Source organism: Streptomyces sp. NPDC043812, from assembly GCF_056436245.1.
In genome coordinates this window covers 316,451-333,271 of sequence record NZ_JBWKCY010000006.1, presented here as the reverse complement: position 1 = coordinate 333,271, position 16,821 = coordinate 316,451, and the positions used below count along the sequence as shown (strand labels likewise).

The 16,821-nt window shown below is 70.1% G+C and carries 16 protein-coding genes and 1 rRNA gene; 14 read left to right on the top strand and 3 right to left on the bottom strand.

Going from position 1 to position 16,821, the window contains the following annotated elements; genetic code table 11:
* The 9 genes from rrf to AC067Z_RS12345 form a co-directional block, all read left to right on the top strand.
* Positions 1-88: ribosomal RNA gene (rrf, locus tag AC067Z_RS12385) — 5S ribosomal RNA — on the top strand; the annotation flags it as partial.
* An 80-nt stretch (positions 89-168) separates the two neighbouring features.
* Positions 169-813 (top strand): HAD family hydrolase, encoded by a 645-nt coding sequence (locus AC067Z_RS12380; RefSeq protein ID WP_478789414.1) that lies wholly within the window; start codon positions 169-171, stop codon positions 811-813.
* Positions 814-856: 43 nt separating this feature from the next.
* Positions 857-2,095, top strand: coding sequence for an MFS transporter (locus AC067Z_RS12375; protein WP_478789413.1), 1,239 nt, complete (start codon positions 857-859; stop codon positions 2,093-2,095).
* Positions 2,046-3,221, top strand: a complete 1,176-nt coding sequence (locus tag AC067Z_RS12370) for an acetoin utilization protein AcuC (protein ID WP_478789412.1) — start codon at positions 2,046-2,048, stop codon at positions 3,219-3,221. The genes AC067Z_RS12375 and AC067Z_RS12370 overlap by 50 nt, the downstream gene beginning before the upstream one ends.
* Positions 3,222-3,317: 96 nt before the next feature.
* Positions 3,318-4,121, top strand: a complete 804-nt coding sequence (locus tag AC067Z_RS12365; RefSeq protein ID WP_478789411.1) for a phosphatase — start codon at positions 3,318-3,320, stop codon at positions 4,119-4,121.
* Between the two features lie 128 nt (positions 4,122-4,249).
* The gene (locus AC067Z_RS12360) at positions 4,250-4,462 is read left to right on the top strand and encodes a helix-turn-helix domain-containing protein (RefSeq protein ID WP_014046653.1); all 213 of its coding nucleotides are present in this window, start codon (positions 4,250-4,252) and stop codon (positions 4,460-4,462) included.
* 122 nt (positions 4,463-4,584) lie between these two features.
* Positions 4,585-4,683 (top strand): 30S ribosomal protein bS22, encoded by a 99-nt coding sequence (locus tag AC067Z_RS12355; protein ID WP_003948845.1) that lies wholly within the window; start codon positions 4,585-4,587, stop codon positions 4,681-4,683.
* A gap of 250 nt (positions 4,684-4,933) precedes the next feature.
* On the top strand, positions 4,934-6,025 hold the full coding sequence (locus AC067Z_RS12350; protein ID WP_478789410.1) for an NAD-dependent epimerase/dehydratase family protein: 1,092 nt from the start codon (positions 4,934-4,936) through the stop codon (positions 6,023-6,025).
* 24 nt (positions 6,026-6,049) lie between these two features.
* Positions 6,050-7,204, top strand: coding sequence for a lysophospholipid acyltransferase family protein (locus AC067Z_RS12345; protein WP_478789409.1), 1,155 nt, complete (start codon positions 6,050-6,052; stop codon positions 7,202-7,204).
* Between the two features lie 80 nt (positions 7,205-7,284).
* Here AC067Z_RS12345 and AC067Z_RS12340 read toward each other — a convergent pair whose 3' ends face one another.
* The 3 genes from AC067Z_RS12340 to AC067Z_RS12330 form a co-directional block, all read right to left on the bottom strand.
* Positions 7,285-8,463 (bottom strand): DUF5667 domain-containing protein, encoded by a 1,179-nt coding sequence (locus tag AC067Z_RS12340; RefSeq protein ID WP_478789408.1) that lies wholly within the window; start codon positions 8,461-8,463, stop codon positions 7,285-7,287.
* 296 nt (positions 8,464-8,759) lie between these two features.
* Positions 8,760-9,608 (bottom strand): ECF subfamily RNA polymerase sigma factor, BldN family, encoded by an 849-nt coding sequence (locus AC067Z_RS12335; RefSeq protein WP_478789407.1) that lies wholly within the window; start codon positions 9,606-9,608, stop codon positions 8,760-8,762.
* A 335-nt stretch (positions 9,609-9,943) separates the two neighbouring features.
* Positions 9,944-10,894, bottom strand: coding sequence for an HAD family hydrolase (locus AC067Z_RS12330; RefSeq protein ID WP_478789406.1), 951 nt, complete (start codon positions 10,892-10,894; stop codon positions 9,944-9,946).
* 115 nt (positions 10,895-11,009) lie between these two features.
* Between AC067Z_RS12330 and AC067Z_RS12325 the strand changes: the two genes are divergently transcribed.
* The 5 genes from AC067Z_RS12325 (at position 11,010) to AC067Z_RS12305 (ending at position 16,708) form a co-directional block, all read left to right on the top strand.
* Entirely contained in the window at positions 11,010-11,285 is a 276-nt protein-coding gene (locus tag AC067Z_RS12325; RefSeq protein WP_478789405.1) for a glutaredoxin family protein, read from the top strand.
* Positions 11,286-11,629: 344 nt separating this feature from the next.
* Positions 11,630-12,367 carry a redox-sensing transcriptional repressor Rex gene (locus AC067Z_RS12320; RefSeq protein WP_478789404.1) on the top strand — a complete coding sequence of 246 codons (738 nt, stop codon included), beginning with the start codon at positions 11,630-11,632 and terminating at the stop codon, positions 12,365-12,367.
* The gene (locus tag AC067Z_RS12315; RefSeq protein WP_478789403.1) at positions 12,364-14,094 is read left to right on the top strand and encodes a glutamyl-tRNA reductase; all 1,731 of its coding nucleotides are present in this window, start codon (positions 12,364-12,366) and stop codon (positions 14,092-14,094) included. Before AC067Z_RS12320 ends, AC067Z_RS12315 begins: the two co-directional genes overlap by 4 nt.
* Positions 14,091-15,050, top strand: coding sequence for a hydroxymethylbilane synthase (gene hemC, locus AC067Z_RS12310; RefSeq protein ID WP_478789402.1), 960 nt, complete (start codon positions 14,091-14,093; stop codon positions 15,048-15,050). The genes AC067Z_RS12315 and hemC overlap by 4 nt, the downstream gene beginning before the upstream one ends.
* The gene (locus AC067Z_RS12305; protein WP_478789401.1) at positions 15,047-16,708 is read left to right on the top strand and encodes a bifunctional uroporphyrinogen-III C-methyltransferase/uroporphyrinogen-III synthase; all 1,662 of its coding nucleotides are present in this window, start codon (positions 15,047-15,049) and stop codon (positions 16,706-16,708) included. Before hemC ends, AC067Z_RS12305 begins: the two co-directional genes overlap by 4 nt.
* Positions 16,709-16,821 lie beyond the last annotated feature (113 nt).

Below are 16,821 nucleotides of genomic sequence, written 5' to 3'. Positions count from 1 at the left end.
CGGTTACATTCCGAACCCGGAAGCTAAGCCTTTCAGCGCCGATGGTACTGCAGGGGGGACCCTGTGGGAGAGTAGGACGCCGCCGAACAATCATTGTGGGAAAGCCCCGGAACACCGTTCCGGGGCTTTTCTGCGTTTATCACCAGAACGAGGGATAGGGTCGTACGCATGCGCTATGACCTCGTCATCTTCGACAACGACGGCGTGCTCGTCGACAGCGAGCCCATCTCCAACACCATCCTCTCCGCCTACCTCACCGAGTTGGGACACCCCACTACGTACGAGGAGTCCCTGCGCGACTACATGGGCGCGGCCGTGCACCGGGTGCACGACATCGTGCGCGAGCGGACGGGGCAGGCGCTTCCCGAGGACTTCGACGAGACCCTGCACGCACGCGTCTTCGCCGCCTTCGAGCGGGAGTTGACCGTCGTCGAGGGAGCTACCGACGTACTGGAGAAGCTGAACGCCGACGGGACGCCCTACTGCGTCGCATCATCCGGGAGTCATGAGCGGATCAGGGTCGGACACCGCAAGACGGGGCTGGACCGCTGGTTCTCCGACGCGGTCGTGTTCAGCGCCGAGGACGTCGGCCGGGGCAAGCCGGCGCCCGACCTCTTCCTGCACGCCGCCGAGCGCATGGGCGTCTCGCCGGATCGGTGTGTGGTCGTCGAGGACAGCCGCCTCGGTGTCCAGGCCGCGCTCGCAGCCGGGATGGACGTCTACGGTTTCACCGCCATGACGCCGGCCGAGCGGCTTGCCGGTGCCCAGGGACACTTCGGAGCGATGGCGGAGCTGCCTGCATTGCTCGCGTGATCCACCTACCCCTCGGTAGGTCGCGGGCTTACGCTGTGCCGCCATGACGGATACGCGGTTGCGCCGTGGGCGCGCCTCCTTGGCGTTCAGCTTCTTCTCGCAGGGCGTCGCATTCGCTCTTCTCGTGACCCGTATCCCTGCCGTGCAGGACCGGTACGGGATATCCGACGGTCTGCTGCCGCTGTTCCTTGCGGCCGTGCCGATCCTGGCCGGAGTAGGGAGCGTCCTCACCGAGCGGGTGGTGCGGCGCGTGTCCGCGAGCGTGGTGCTCCGGTGGTCCCAGCCGGTGGTGCTGCTGTCGTTGCTCGGTGTCGCCGCCGGGCGGGAGCTGTGGCAGGTGGCTGTCGCCCTGGGGGTGTTCGGGCTTGCGGTCGGCGCGCTGGACGCGTCGATGAACATGCTGGGCGTCGGCCTTCAGCGGGCGTACGGGCGCAGCATCATGCTCGGCTTCCATGCGGCGTACAGCCTCGGTGGAATCGCCGGTGCCTCGCTCGCGTGGGCAGGCGCGCACTGGGATCTTGCACTGTTCGTCTCGTACCTGCCGGTGGTCGTGGTGCTGGTGCCGGCGGTGTTCGCGGGGAGCCGGTGGTACGTGGACCAGGCGCCTGGCGGCGTGGTCGTGGGGAGCGCGGGGGAGCGCGAGGGCGGTGGCGTGGCGTGGAAGCTGTTGATGCCGCTGTGCCTGGTGATGACGTTCGCGTACATCGGGGATTCGACCGTGTCCAACTGGAGCGCGAAGTACCTGCAGGACGTGCTGGGGAGTTCGGAGGAGCTGGCGACGGTTCCGTATAACGCCTACATGGTGACGACGCTCGTGGGCCGCGCTGTGGGCGATCTGGGCGTGCGGCGGTTCGGGGCCGCGGCAGTCGTCAGGGCCGGGGCGGTGTTGGCGGCGGCAGGGTTCGCGGTGGTCGCGGCGGCGCCCGGTGCGTGGGTGGGGCTGCTGGGCTTCACCTTGCTGGGGCTCGGTCTGTGCGTCATCGTTCCCCTGACGTTCGCGGCGGCGGGGCGGCTCGCGGCCGACAGCGACGCTCCGGGGCACAGCGATGCGGCCGTGGCGCGGCTCAACGTCTTCAACTATGTGGGGTTCCTGGTCGGGTCCCCTCTGGTGGGGGCGCTCGGGGACGCGTGGAGCTACCGGGGGGCCATGCTGGTGCCGATGGTGCTCGTCCTCGCGACGCTGGTGCATGCCAGGTCGTTCGGGGCGTTGCCCGCCCGATACGGTGACGGGCATGAGCGGCCGCGGGTTGTTGATGTGGGACGAGGCGGTAACGAAGTATGACTTCGGGGACAGCCATCCGATGGATCCGGTGCGGCTTGCACTGACCATGGGGCTGGTGCGGGCGTACGGGCTCGACCGTGCCATGGACGTGGTGGCCGCCAAGCCTGCCGGGGAGTCGACTCTCAGACTGGTGCACCGCGAGGACTATGTGGCCGCGGTCCGCGCCGCGTCCGAGAACCCGCGGAACGCGGACCAGTCGTACGGGCTGGGCACGCTCGACGATCCGGCGTTCGCCGGCATGCACGAGGCGTCGGCGCTGATCGCCGGGCAGTCGGTGGGTGCTGCGGAGGCCGTGTGGCGCGGGGAGACCGCGCACGCCGTGAACTTCGCGGGCGGGCTGCACCATGCGATGCCGGGTGGAGCGTCCGGGTTCTGCATCTACAACGACGCGTCGCTGGCGATCGCGCGGCTGCTGGAGCTGGGCGCCGAGCGGGTCGCTTACGTGGACGTGGACGTCCACCACGGCGACGGCGTGCAGGCGGCCTTCTGGGACGACCCGAGAGTGCTGACGATCTCGCTGCACGAGCACCCGCGCACGCTGTTCCCGCAGACCGGCTGGCCGGAGGAGACGGGAGGCCCGGGGGCCGGCGAGGGCACGGCGGTGAATGTGGCGCTGCCGGCCGGGACGGGCGACGAGGGGTGGCTGCGGGCCTTCCACGCGGTGGTCCCGGAGCTGCTGGCGGAATTCGGGCCGCAGGTGCTGGTGACACAGCACGGCGCGGACACGCACTTCGAGGATCCGCTGGCGCATCTGGCGGTGTCGCTGGACGCTCAGCGCGCGGTACAGGTGGCGTGTCACGACCTGGCCCATGCGCACGCGGACGGGAAGTGGATCGCGCTCGGGGGCGGGGGCTACGAGGTGGTGGACGTGGTTCCGCGTTCGTGGACGCATCTGGTGGGGATCGCGGCGCACGAGCCGGTGGATCCGGAGTCGGTGATCCCGTCGTCGTGGCGGGACGAGGTGTACGCGCGGACGCGGCAGTTGGGGCCGGCGCGGATGACCGACGGGCGCTGGCCGGTGAGTTGGCGGGCCTGGGAGGACGGGTACGACCCCGCGGACCGCCTGGACCAGGCGATCCTGGCGACGCGGCGGGCTTCGTTCCCGCTGCGGGGGCTGCTGGCGTAGCGCAGCAGAGCGACCGCAGGGGCCGGATTACGCCAACTGTGGGGCGTACATGGAGTTCTGCTTCGTCGGCCGGGCGGGTGCGCCAGCATCGGGAGGGTGTTGAGCACCGGGGCGCTGCGGGCGCATCTGCTGGCGGCGCGGCTGGCCGGGGACGTGGCAACCTCGCGTGAGGCGAGCCTGCGCAGTTATCGCGCCTTCGCCGCACGTGATCCGAGGGTGACGATCGGGCTCGATCCGTTGTGGACGTGGAACGAGCGGGATCTGATCGCGTTGATGGCCGACAAGTGCGGTGTGTCGGCGGATCCGGCGTGTGCGGCCGGACAGGATGTCATCGATCCGGAACTGACGCTGCGCGCCCTGGACGCGTTCGCCGGGCGGTTGGGAGAGACGGTGCGCCGAGGGGCGCCGGTGCTGTTCGGGACCGGGCATCCGCACCGCCTGCTCGGGTTCTACGCAGGTCTGGCAGACGCGGTGTCGGCGGCGGGTGGTTCCGTTCTCACACCCGCGCAGGGGCGATGTGTCGACATAACGACCCGGTTCGGCGTACGTACCCACAGCCTCGAGTACGTAAGAGGAGTGGCCCTGCTGCGTGAAAGCGGATCTCCCGAGGCGGGGGCGCACAGCCATTCCCCGCTGCCGGTTAGGGCCGCGTTGCAGGCGGCAGCCGCGGCCGGCGGTCCTCTGCCCGAGCTGGTCGTCGGGGACCACGGCTGGGTCTGCGGGGCAGGTCAGCTGGGTGTCGAGGCGATCGGGCTGGCCGATACGGACGATCCCGCGTTGTTCGTCGGCGAGGCCGAGGGGCAGGTGTCGGTCGCGGTTCCGCTTGATGACGCCGTTCGGTCGGACTACTACCGCCCTCTGGCGCGCTATGTACTCAATCGAGCGTGTCTGTCACAGTAGGCGGCCGATTGCAGCTCCTCTTCCCCACTCGTATCACCCGCCCCTAGTCTGGGCAGTGAGCGCACAGCGACGAAGAGTCACCGGAGGGGAAGCCGGTGCGCGTCGGGTGCGGAAGGTACAGGTGGGTCATGGCTGCTGGCAGCGAGAGGCCTCTGAACGAGGTCAAGTTTCTTACCGTGGCGGAGGTTGCCTCGGTGATGCGGGTGTCGAAGATGACCGTGTACCGCTTGGTGCACAGCGGTCATCTGCCGGCGATCCGGGTGGGGAGGTCCTTCCGGGTACCGGAGCAAGCGGTGCATGAGTATCTCCGCGAGTCCTTCGTGGGGGTGGAATCCGCGTAACGGGGGCCGGACGATTGGCCTCGGATTACGTCCCTCACTCGGCGGCAGGTAGGCTAGGCCGACGTAGGTCGTGTGGGCCCAGACGCCCCGCACCGAGTGAAGAGAAGTGAGCGAGGGTAGTCGTGGGCTCTGTTATCAAGAAGCGGCGCAAGCGGATGGCGAAGAAGAAGCACCGCAAGCTGCTCAAGCGCACCCGCGTTCAGCGTCGCAACAAGAAGTAAGGCGACAGCTGTAACGCATTTTCTCGGCCCTCCCACCAGCCCGGTGGGAGGGCCGAGGTGCGTTCTGGGGCCTGCGCCGTTGTTGGGGCGGTGGTGCGAACGAGTGACAGGGGGCGGAAAGAGGTGCGTGGGTGTGGACAGATGGGAGGGGCGTGAAAAGAAAGGTCGTGGCAAAAGTGCGCCGTGCGGTCATCACAGTGCAACATCGACGCGCTACGGTGACGCCAGGATCTAGGGGAAGGCGCTGATCTTGGGCAAGGTCGTGCTCGTCACCGGTGTGGCCCGGCAGCTCGGTGGCCGTCTCGTACGGCGCATTCAGCGGGATCCCGAGGTCGAGCGGGTGATCGGTGTCGATGCGATGGGGCCCGGACACCACCTGGGCGGAGCCGAATTCGTCCGTGCCGACATCCGCCAGCCGGCCATTGCACGGGTCCTTGCCGAGCACTCCGTCGACACGGTCGTGCACATGGACGTGACGGGGACGCCACTGGGCGCGGGCGGCCGTACGGCCGTCAAGGAGACCAACGTCATCGGCACCATGCAGCTGCTCGGCGCCTGCCAGAAGTCGCCGACGGTCAAGCGGCTGGTGATCAAGTCGAGCACGAGCGTGTACGGATCCGCGCCGCGCGATCCGGCCGTGTTCACCGAGACCACCCCGCCCAAGTCGCTGCCGAGCGGCGGCTTCGCGAAGGACGCCGTCGAGGTCGAGGGATACGTGCGCGGGTTCGCCCGGCGCCGCCCGGACGTCGCCGTGTGCGTACTGCGTTTCGCGAACATCCTCGGGCCGTGTGCCGACTCGCCTCTCGCCGAGTTCTTCGCGCTTCCGGTGATGCCGACCGTCTTCGGTTACGACCCGCGTCTGCAGTTCGTCCACGAGGACGACGTGATGGACGTGCTGCGGATCGCGCTGCACGAGCCGCGCCGCGGGACGCTCAACAGCGGCACGTTCAACATCGCCGGGGACGGTGTGCTGACCCTGTCGCAGTGTTCGCGGCGGCTGGGGCGGCCGACGATGCCGGTGCTGCTGCCCGCGGTCACCTGGGTGGGTTCCGCGCTGCGCACGGTCGGGATCACGGACTTCTCACCCGAGCAGATCCACCTGCTCACCCACGGCCGTGTGGTCAGCACGGTGCAGATGCGCGAGACACTGGGCTTCCGGCCGCAGTACACGACGGCGGAGACCTTCGCGGACTTCGCGCGCAGCCGCGGGCCCGGGCTGCTCCCGCCCGAGACCGTGGCCAAGGCGGTGGACCAGGTGGCGGCGGCACTGCCCTTCGGGCGCGGTGCGGGGTCTGCCGCAGAGACGACAACGCACAGCGAGACGACGCACAGCGCCGGATAGCCCGGAAAAGGAGCGCAGCCAACGATGGCGGACGCCAAGGTCATTCCCTTCGACGACGACCGTTCCCGCGGCAGTGCGCAGCGACCGGCGCGCCGGCGCCCGTCCGGGGCGGGTCGGCGCAAGGCCGACCCGGTCGCGGCGGGCGACGTCGTGGCGCGCGACGCGGCGGTGCGCGAGCCGAAGGACCGTGATCCGAAGGTGCGTGGAGTGGGCGCGCGTGGGGTGGTGGCTCCGGCACCGCTGCCGGAGCAGCAGGGCTTGCCCACGGCGGCGGCGAAGGCCGTGGTGGCTGCGTCGGCCGGAGGAACGGACGCGGGGGAGCCGGCCGAGGCGGGCGCCGGGAGCTGGGACCGGCGGATCGCGGGAGGGCTGGCGTTTCTGCGTCGCCGGCTGACCGGTGATTACGAGGTCGACGAGTTCGGTTACGACTCCGAGCTCACCGACCAGGTCCTGATGTCGTTGCTGCGGCCGCTGTACGAGAAGTACTTCCGCGTCGAGGTGAAGGGCATCGAGAACATCCCGTCAGAGGGCGGGGCGCTGGTGGTGGCCAACCACTCGGGCACGCTGCCGCTGGACGGGCTGATGATGCAGGTCGCCGTCCACGACAACCATCCGGCCGGGCGTCATCTGCGGCTGCTCGCCGCCGATCTGGTCTTCATGCTGCCCGTGGTGAACGAACTGGCGCGCAAGGCAGGGCACACCCTGGCGTGCGGCGAGGACGCGGAACGGCTGCTTCAGCGCGGTGAGGTCGTCGGTGTGATGCCGGAGGGCTTCAAGGGCATCGGGAAGCCGTTCAGCGAGCGGTACAAGCTGCAGCGGTTCGGGCGGGGCGGCTTCGTGTCGACGGCGCTGCGGGCCGGTGCGCCCATCGTGCCGTGCTCGATCGTGGGTGCGGAGGAGATCTACCCGATGATCGGGAACGCGAAGACGCTGGCCCGGGTGCTGGGCTTCCCGTACTTCCCGATCACGCCGACGTTCCCGTGGCTGGGGCCGCTCGGGGCGGTGCCGCTCCCGACGAAGTGGACCATCCAGTTCGGGGAGCCGATCCCGACGGACGGCTATCCGCCGGAGGCTGCCGAGGACCCGATGCTGATGTTCAACCTGACGGATCAGGTGCGGGAGCAGATCCAGCACACGCTCTACAAGCTGCTGGTGCAGCGCCGTTCGGTCTTCTTCTGAGGGGCCGGCACAGACGTTCCACCGAAACGGCAGAGGAGGGGTGCCCCGGCCGGGGCACCCCTCCTCTGGTCCTGCTCCTGTCAGTCGTCCTCGGCGTCGAAGCCGAGGCCCGGCAGGATGCCCGGCAGCAGCGGTGGGATGGTGACGTCCGGGCCGGGCGGGTCCGACTCGCTGCCGGGCGGGGACGAGCCCGCGTCCACCGGCGGGTCGAGCAGACCGCCGGTGTTCCCGCCGATCAGGCTGCCGTCGCCGGTGGCGGAACTGGAACCGGACGGGCGGGGCCTGTTGTCGTCGCCCGGGTGACCGCCGCCCGAGTCGGACGCCGACGGGGACGTACGGCCGGGGCCGGTGGAGCTACCGGAACCCTGTGGCGCGCCAGGACTCTGCGAACCGGGGGCCTCCGTCTCGGGGGCACGCGGCAGCAGGGACTCGAGCGGGCCGACTTCTTCGTCTATGGCGTCGAACACCGAACTGACCTCGTTGCCGACGTCGGTGAGCTGGGCGGGCAGCTGGTCGCGCAGTCCGTTCCACACGTCGCGGTGCGAGCGGGAGAAGGAGTTCAGTGTGGCCATCGGGCCGAGTGAGCCGTCGCGCTCGTACACCGCGCGCAGCAGGCGATGGCCCTCGCTCACGTCGTGCTTCATGCCGGTGAGCGTGCGACGGACCTCGCCGAGCGACTCGTGGTCCATGCTCCCGGAGCGGCCACGCTCCATCAGTCGGCGTGCCTCGCTGAGGCGGGTGGAGGCCTGGTCGAGATAGAGCTCGCCACGGTCGGAGTTGTCGTCCGCCATGTTGAGCTTGAGGTCTTCCATGCCACGCTTCAGCCCGTAGAGCGAATCACCGGGCAGGGCGTCGGAACTGGCAGCGGCCACTCCGCTGAACGCGCCCGCGGCCACACCGACGGTCAGACCGCCGGCCGCGAGCCCCTTCGACCAGCGGGAGCGCGGTCGCAACTTCCGGAGCGGGGAGGCCCGATGGGCGCCGCGGCCGTGTGTCCGCTGCTCGGGCACCGTAGGGCCCTCGGGCACACCTCCTTCGGCGATCATCGCTTCCATGGCTGCCACGAGCTGGGCCCGCTGCACCACCTTGACCTCGGGGTCCATCTCCGGTTTCGGCAGTTCGCCGAGACCGTGCGCCAGGCTCAACAGCCTTTCGTGCCCGGTCTCTTCGACCGACTCTTCGGGCTGATCGGCCGCCTGATCTTCCAAGGCCTGGGCGAAGGCGCTCGCCCGCCGGTGCGCCGAAACGTTCGCGATCACTGGCGGCACCTCCTCTCGTCATGACGATCGACTCCCCTGGGGGTCTGGAGGGTTGCACGCCTTGAGCACAACCACACGAATGAGTGAGTGGCTGCGGACATGGCGTGTCCACAGGGAGCCTGCATCCCGCACAACGAGCGGCGCGGCACTTGGGTTACGCGCGAAAGATGATCGGACCAGTGCGTCATCGAGGCGTCACCGATTGTGAGTTGGGTAGGGGTCGGTGGGGGTGTCCCGGGCTTTCCGGGGGTTCTGCGGCGTTGTCGTGGGGCTTCGGGTGCTGTGTACGGCACGGCTCAGCGTGCGTCGTCGGGCAGCAGTCGGGCCAGCGTGCGGACGGCCCGGTACTGAAGGGTCTTGATCGCGCCCTCGTTCTTGCCCATGGCCCTGGCTGTCTCGGCGACGGACAGGCCCTGCAGGAAGCGGAGAGTGACGCACTCCTGCTGCTGGGGGTTGAGCTTGCGTACGGCTTCGAGCAGAGCGGCGTTCGACAGGGACTCCAGGACCGAGTCCTCCGGGCTGCGCTCGACCTCGTTGGCGTCGAGCATCTCGCCGGTGGTGACCTCCAGGCGGAAGCGGCTCGACTTGAAGTGGTCGGCGACCAGGTTCCGGGCGATCGTCACCAGCCAGGCGCCGAAGTCGCGGCCCTGCCAGGTGAAGGTGGAGATCCTGCGCAGTGCCCGCAGGAACGTCTCGCTGGTGAGGTCCTCCGCAGTCGCCTTCCCGCCGACGCGGTAGTAGATGTAGCGGTAGACCGTGTCGCTGTACTGGTCGTAGAGCCTGCCGAAGGCCTCGGCCTCGCCCGCCTGGGCGCGCTCGACGAGGTCCATCATGCGGGCGCTGTCGCTGTCGGCGCTGGGCCGGCGGGCGGTGGTCGAGGCGCCGGAGGCGCTGCGTCCGCCGCGTCTGGCGACCGCCCGTCCGTCGACCGATCGCCGCCCCTCGACGACAGCGCTGCGCGCCGGGCCCTTGTCGATGCCGTCGGCGAGGGCGTAGCAGGGGGTGGCCGGGCCGCTGACGGCGAGGCCGGGCGTGGCGAAGGCGGGGACGGCGTACGCGGCAGGGACGAAGCCGCGCAAGTGGTCGAGGACCGCTGCGCGCAGCGTAGCCAGGCCCGAGGCGTCAACCCCGACGTGTGGGTACACGGGACTCCCAGAGGCAGAGCTTCCATCACGTGCAGTGCGGGACCGTTCACCCGTCGTGATGACTGATGGGGTCCGTCATGCGTCTGAGGAGAATAACGCTTCGTACAGGCAGTGCTACACCCAGTTGCTCAAATCGCCGTTTCCGTCGCTTCTGTTACGCCTTGACGACGGAACAAGTCGCACATTGTGAGCGGTTGTTGATCGAAGTGATGCGCGATCTGTCGTATTGGGCGGTGGCTTGTGGCCGCGCCGGGACAACGGGACTGGCCGGGGGCGTGCCCCGGTAAGAACGAAGATTCGGTGTGGCGACACGCGCGGGCGCGCCCGTGGGCGGGTCAGCGGCGGCGGCGGTGCAGGGCGACAGCTGCCGCGGTGCCGCCGGCCAGGGCGCCGACGCCCGCCGCGGCCGGGATGCCGACCTTCGCCGCCTTGCGGCCCGTGCGGTAGTCGCGCAGGCGCCAGTCCCGTTCGCGGGCGTGCTTGCGCAGCTTGGTGTCCGGGTTGATCGCGTAGGGGTGGCCCACCAGGGACAGCATCGGGATGTCGTTGTGGCTGTCGCTGTACGCCGCGCAGCGCGACAGGTCGAAGCCCTCCGCCGCAGCCAGGGCGCGGACCGCCTCCGCCTTCGCAGGGCCGTGCAGCGGTTCGCCCACGAGTTTGCCCGTGTAGACGCCGTCGACCGATTCGGCGACCGTGCCGAGCGCGCCGGTCAGACCGAGGCGGCGGGCAATGATCGTCGCCGTCTCCACCGGGGCCGCCGTCACCAGCCAGACCTTCTGGCCCGCGTCCAGGTGGGCCTGGGCCAGGGCGCGCGTGCCGGGCCAGATGCGGTCGGCCATGTACTCGTCGTAGATCTCCTCGCCGATGCTCATCAGCTCGGAGACCCGGTGGCCCTGCACGATCGACAGGGCGCTGTCGCGGGCGTCCTGCATATGTTCCGGATCCTCGACGCCGACGAGCCGGAACCATGCCTGCTGCCAGGCGAACCGGGCCAGTTCGCGGCGCTGGAAGAACTTCCGTTTGTACAGGCCGCGGCCGAAGTGGAAGATCGCCGCACCTTGCATGACGGTGTTGTCGAGATCGAAGAACGCGGCGGCGTGGACGTCCCCGGCAACGGGGAACTCGGGTTCCGCGGCAGCGCGCGTCTCCGCCGTTCCCTCGAGGTCCTGGAGCGCCTCGATCGTCTGCGAGGACTTGCGGGCTGCCTCGGCTGCGGCTTCGCCGGCGAGCACGCTGCGTGCGGTGGCGGAGCGCCTGCGGGGGGTGAGCCATCCCAGTGCGGCCATGACGTGAGCATAGCCAGTCTGTTCGGTGGTTCCCGACCTGCCGGGATGCGATGGCGTGAACAATCTGCGACCGCGTTGTTAAGGAGCCGATCGGCGGTGGAGCGAGAATGGGCTCATGAGTCCTGTGCTGCGGCGTACGAAGAAGAAGGCCGGCGAGCGGGTGGTCACGCTAATCGGCAAGCCCGGGTGTCATCTCTGCGACGACGCGCGGGTGGTGATCGAGACGGTGTGCGCGCAGACCGGTGCGTCGTGGGAGGAGAGGGACATCACGCAGGACGAGGAGCTGCACCGCGCCTATTGGGAGCAGATCCCGGTGGTGCTGGTGGACGGCGAGCAGCACACCTTCTGGCGCGTGGACGCCGGCCGGCTGCGCCGCGCTCTGGAGGGCTGACACCACGGAAGGCGGTTACCATCATGGTCGTTTTGCTTGGATTTCTCCGCCAGGCACGGCTCTATCGGGGCAGGGTCGCGACAGGGCAGAGTAGGCGGAGCCAGGCGGCCTCGGGGGCAGAATCGTGAAGGGTGTGTACCGCTTTGCCCTCTTCGGCGCCCGAACGGACCGGGGTGGTCCGTGGTTCCTGGATCCGGCCCCCGGATCGCGTGACCCCGGTCACTTTGCACGGACAAAACGGACACCATCTTTGTGCACGCGTTCACAAAGACATAGCCTGCATTCGACGGGGCGGTCTTGAGACACACGGCCGCCTGCAGCCTCGCTCATCCCGCAGGAGCACCGTGGCAACTGGCCGAAATCACCGACCGGCGACCCGTAGCCGAGGAATCCCCGAGGCCACCGTCGCCAGGCTTCCGCTGTACCTGCGCGCCCTGACGGCGCTCTCCGAGCGGTCTGTACCCACGGTCTCCTCCGAGGAGCTCGCGGCCGCCGCGGGGGTCAACTCCGCGAAGCTACGCAAGGACTTCTCGTACCTCGGCTCCTACGGGACCCGTGGTGTCGGCTACGACGTCGAGTATCTCGTCTACCAGATCTCCCGTGAGCTCGGTCTGACACAGGACTGGCCGGTTGTCATCGTCGGTATCGGTAACCTCGGCGCCGCGCTCGCCAACTACGGCGGCTTCGCGTCGCGTGGTTTCCGCGTGGCCGCGCTGATCGACGCCGACCCGACAATGGCCGGAAAGCCCGTCGCGGGCATCCCCGTCCAGCACACGGACGAGCTCGAGAAGATCATCAAGGACAACGGAGTGTCGATCGGCGTCATCTCCACGCCGGCGGGCGCCGCCCAGCAGGTGTGCGAGCGTCTGATCGCCGCGGGTGTCACCTCCATCCTGAACTTCGCCCCCACCGTGCTCTCCGTGCCCGACGGTGTCGACGTCCGCAAGGTCGATCTCTCGATCGAGCTGCAGATCCTCGCCTTCCACGAGCAGCGGAAGGCCGGCGAGGAGGCCGAGGCCGCGGCGGGTGCCGCCGGCCGGAAGGGACCCGACGGGGATCTGCCCGCCGTGATGCCGGCATGAGCCTCCTGGTCGTCGGGCTGAGCCACCGCAGCGCTCCCGTGAGCGTGCTGGAACGTGCTTCGCTGCCCACCGATTCACAGATCAAGTTGCTGCAGGACACCCTCGCCGCGGAGCCCGCGACCGAGGCGGCCGTCCTTGCGACGTGCAACCGCATCGAGCTGTACGCGGACGTGGACAAGTTCCACGCCGGCGTCGCCGAGCTGTCCACGCTCCTCGCGCAGCACAGCGGGGTGGGGCTGGAGGAGCTCACCCCCTATCTCTACGTGCACTACGAGGACCGGGCGGTGCACCACCTGTTCTCGGTGGCGTGCGGGCTGGACTCGATGGTCGTCGGCGAGGGCCAGATCCTCGGCCAGATCAAGGACGCGCTGGCGCTCGGGCAGGAACTTCACTCCGCCGGGCGGCTGATCAACGACCTGTTCCAGCAGGCGCTGCGGGTCGGCAAGCGCGCCCACAGCGAGACCGGGATCGACCGGGCCGGGCAGTCGCTCGTCACCTTCGGTCTCGAGCAGCTCGCCGCGGGTGCGCCGGTCGACACCTGGGCGTCCGACAAGCGGGCACTGGTCATCGGTGCCGGCTCGATGTCCTCGCTCGCCGCGACCACCTTGGCGCGGCTCGGCGTCCGCGAACTGGTCATCGCCAACCGGACGACGGAACGCGCCGAGCGGCTGGCCGCGGCACTGTCGGAGCCGGGCGGCGTCCGCGCGCACGCGGTGCCGATGTCCGCGGTCGCCGACGAACTGACACGTGCCGACGTGGCCGTCTCGTGCACCGGCGCGACGGGCCTCGTTCTCACTGCCGAGGCCGTCGCCACGGCGCTCGCGCAGCACGTGGTGCCGGATGCGGGCCGGGTCGCCGACCTGCGCGCGCCCGAGGGCAGCGTTGTCGCCCGCCTGGCCGCAGCCGCGGCACGCGACGGCCGCGTGGCCGAGCTGCCGGGCGGCACGGACGATCTGGCGGCTCTGCCGGGCGCGGGAACGGCCGGGGCCGACCGGGCCGAGACCGAGCGGCTCGCGGTCGCCGACACGGACCGGGATGCCGGTGGCGACCGCGTCGATGCGGGCGCCGACGAGCGCGGTGCAGATGTTGCCCCAGGCTCCGAGTGTCCCGTCGGGCTCGACGACTCCCTCGTGCAGCACGCGGCCTGGGTGGAGAACGCCTCCCGTGCCGCGCACGCCCCCGCCCGCACCACCGCTGTCAGCGGCAACGGGCCCGTGCGGCTCGCGCTGCTCGACCTCGCCATGCCCCGGGACATCGACGCCGCCGTCCACCGCCTCGCCGGTGTCCGGCTCGTCGACATCGAGTCCCTCGCCGAGGCCTCCGCCGACGCGCCGATGGCCGCCGACGTGGACCAGGTCCGCTCCCTCGTCTCCGACGAGGTGGCCGCCTTCGGCGCCGCCCAGCGTGCCGCCCACATCACCCCGACCGTGGTCGCCCTGCGCACCATGGCCGCCGATGTGGTCGCCGGTGAGATGGCCCGACTCGACGGTCGGCTCACCGGACTCGACGAGAAGCAGCGCGCCGAGATCACCCAGACCGTGCGCCGCGTGGTGGACAAGCTCCTGCACGCGCCCACTGTGCGGGTCAAGCAGTTGGCCAGCGAGCCCGGCGGTGCCGGGTACGCCGACGCCCTGCGGACCCTCTTCGACCTCGACCCGGAGACGGTCGCCTCCGTCAGCCGGGCCGATCTGAATGACGCAGACGTCAAGAACCGAGGGCGAGTATGACCGAGAGGGCACTGAGACTCGGGACCAGGCGCAGCAAGCTCGCCATGGCCCAGTCCGGGCAAGTGGCTCAGGCGGTGCGCCAGTTGACCGGCCGCGCCGTCGAGCTCGTCGAGATCACGACGTACGGGGACACCTCCCGTGAGCACCTCGCGCAGATCGGCGGCACCGGCGTGTTCGTCGCGGCACTGCGCGACGCGCTGCTGCGCGGCGACGTGGACTTCGCCGTCCACTCGCTGAAGGACCTGCCGACCGCGCAGCCCGACGAGCTTGCGCTCGCCGCGGTCCCCAAGCGGGAGGACCCGCGCGACGCGCTGGTCGCCCGCGACGGACTCACCTTCGACCGGCTGCCGAACGGCGCCCGCGTCGGCACCGGTTCGCCGCGCCGCATGGCGCAGCTCAACGCGTACGCCCGCTCCCACGGGATGCGCATCGAGACCGTGCCGATACGCGGAAACGTCGACACCCGGATCGGATACGTACGGAAGGGGGAGCTCGACGCCGTCGTGCTCGCCGCTGCCGGACTCCACCGCATCGGCAGGATCGACGAGGTGACCGACTTCCTGTCGGTCGACTTCGTCCTGCCGGCCCCCGGCCAGGGGGCACTGGCGATCGAGTGTCCCGCGGCTGACGCCGCGCTCGTCGCCGCACTCGCCGAGCTCGACGATCCGCACACGCGGGTCGCCGTGACCGCCGAGCGTTCCCTGCTCGCCGCCCTGGAGGCCGGCTGCTCCGCACCTGTGGGTGCGTTGGCCGACCTGCTGGCCGACGGACAGGTTGTCACCGAAATGCGCCTGCGGGGCGTCGTCGGCACGACCGACGGTTCCGCGCTGGTGCAGCTGTCCACCACCGGTCCCGTACCCACGTCGCACGGCGACGCCATCGCGCTCGGTCGCGAACTCGCGTCCGAGATGCTCGCCAAGGGTGCGGCCGGTCTTATGGGGGAGCGAGCACTTTGAGCCCCACCACCTCGAAACTGCCGGCCGTTCCGCCGCACGGGCACGTCACCTTCCTGGGTGCCGGTCCCGGCGACCCCGGTCTGCTGACCCTGCGCGCTGTCGAAGCGCTCGCCGTCGCCGACGTACTGATCGCCGAGCCGACTGTGCTCGACGTCGTTCGCGGCCATGCGCGGGCGAGCGTAAGCACGCCTGAGCTGACGGTTGTTGATGATGCATCAACAACCGCCGGGATCCCCGTACTCAGGGATGCGGCCAATCTTGTCATGGAGGCTGCGAGGGGCGGCAAGCGGGTCGTCCGTGCAGTCACCGGCGACCCCGGTCTGGACACGGACGCGGGTCGCGAGATGCTCGCCTGCGCCGCCGAGGGGATTCCCTTCGAGGTCGTGCCGGGTGTCGCCACCGCGGTGGGAGTACCGGCGTACGCCGGTGTGCCGCTGCGTGACGAGCAGGGCACGGACGTCCGCTTCGTCGATGCCCGCACGGCCTCCGACCGTTGTTGGACCGAGGTCGGCGCGAGTGACGGCACGGTCGTCGTCTCCACGACGCTGGAGACGGTCGCCGCGGCGGCGGGTGAGCTGGTGGCGGCCGGGCGCAAGCCCGACACTCCGCTGACCGTCACCGTCGCCGGTACGACGACCCGTCAGCGGACGTGGACGGCGACGCTCGGCACGATCGCGCAGATGCTGAAGCAGGCGAAGGTGCTGCCGTCGCCGGAAGGGCATCAGCCGGTCATAGCCGTGGTCGGTGAGCGCAGCTCCGCCGCCCAGCGCGACCAGCTCGCGTGGTTCGAGTCCAAGCCGCTGTTCGGCTGGAAGGTGCTCGTGCCGCGGACCAAGGAGCAGGCGGCGTCGCTCTCCGACCAGCTTCGTTCGTACGGCGCGGTGCCGCACGAGGTCCCGACGATCGCGGTCGAACCGCCGCGTACGCCGCAGCAGATGGAACGCGCGGTCAAGGGCCTGGTGACCGGCCGCTACGAGTGGATCGCGTTCACCTCGGTGAATGCGGTCAAGGCGGTCCGGGAGAAGTTCGAGGAGTACGGTCTCGACGCCCGTGCCTTCGCCGGGATCAAGGTTGCGGCGGTGGGCGAGCAGACCGCGGCCGCCCTGGTGGACTTCGGCGTGAAGCCGGATCTGGTGCCGAGCGGTGAGCAGTCCGCGGCGGGTCTGCTGGAGGACTGGCCGCCGTACGACCCGGTCTTCGACCCGATCGACCGCGTCTTCCTGCCGCGCGCCGACATCGCGACCGAGACCTTGGTGGCGGGGCTCATCGAGCTGGGCTGGGAGGTCGACGACGTCACGGCCTACCGGACCGTGCGTGCGTCGCCGCCGCCGGCGGATACCCGTGAGGCGATCAAGGGCGGTGGCTTCGACGCCGTTCTGTTCACGTCGTCGTCGACGGTGCGGAACCTGGTGGGTATCGCCGGGAAGCCGCACAACGTGACCGTGATCGCGTGCATCGGTCCCGCGACCGCGAAGACCGCGGAGGAGCACGGGCTGCGGGTCGACGTGCTGTCGCCGGAGCCGTCGGTGCACCGGCTCGCGGAGGCACTGGCGGAGTTCGGCGCGCAGCGCCGGGCGGCGGCGGTGGAGGCGGGCGACCATGTGACGCGCCCGTCGGAGCGGCGTCCCGGCGGACGGAGACGTCGCACGACGACGTGACCGGAGAGCGACGTGAACGCGGCACGGGCCGGACAGAATTTCCCTGTCCGGCCCGTGCCGCGTTCGACATTCGCGTCCACGGAGGCGTACACCGGAAGCAGAACGGCTCTTCA

Coding starts and splice junctions, on each gene's coding strand:
- AC067Z_RS12380 (WP_478789414.1), top strand. CDS start 169: ATGCGCTATGACCTCGTCATCTTCGACAACGACGGCGTGCTCGTCGAC.
- AC067Z_RS12375 (WP_478789413.1), top strand. CDS start 857: ATGACGGATACGCGGTTGCGCCGTGGGCGCGCCTCCTTGGCGTTCAGC.
- AC067Z_RS12370 (WP_478789412.1), top strand. CDS start 2,046: ATGAGCGGCCGCGGGTTGTTGATGTGGGACGAGGCGGTAACGAAGTAT.
- AC067Z_RS12360 (WP_014046653.1), top strand. CDS start 4,250: ATGGCTGCTGGCAGCGAGAGGCCTCTGAACGAGGTCAAGTTTCTTACC.
- AC067Z_RS12345 (WP_478789409.1), top strand. CDS start 6,050: ATGGCGGACGCCAAGGTCATTCCCTTCGACGACGACCGTTCCCGCGGC.
- AC067Z_RS12330 (WP_478789406.1), bottom strand. CDS start 10,894: ATGGCCGCACTGGGATGGCTCACCCCCCGCAGGCGCTCCGCCACCGCA.
- AC067Z_RS12325 (WP_478789405.1), top strand. CDS start 11,010: ATGAGTCCTGTGCTGCGGCGTACGAAGAAGAAGGCCGGCGAGCGGGTG.
- AC067Z_RS12315 (WP_478789403.1), top strand. CDS start 12,364: ATGAGCCTCCTGGTCGTCGGGCTGAGCCACCGCAGCGCTCCCGTGAGC.
- hemC (WP_478789402.1), top strand. CDS start 14,091: ATGACCGAGAGGGCACTGAGACTCGGGACCAGGCGCAGCAAGCTCGCC.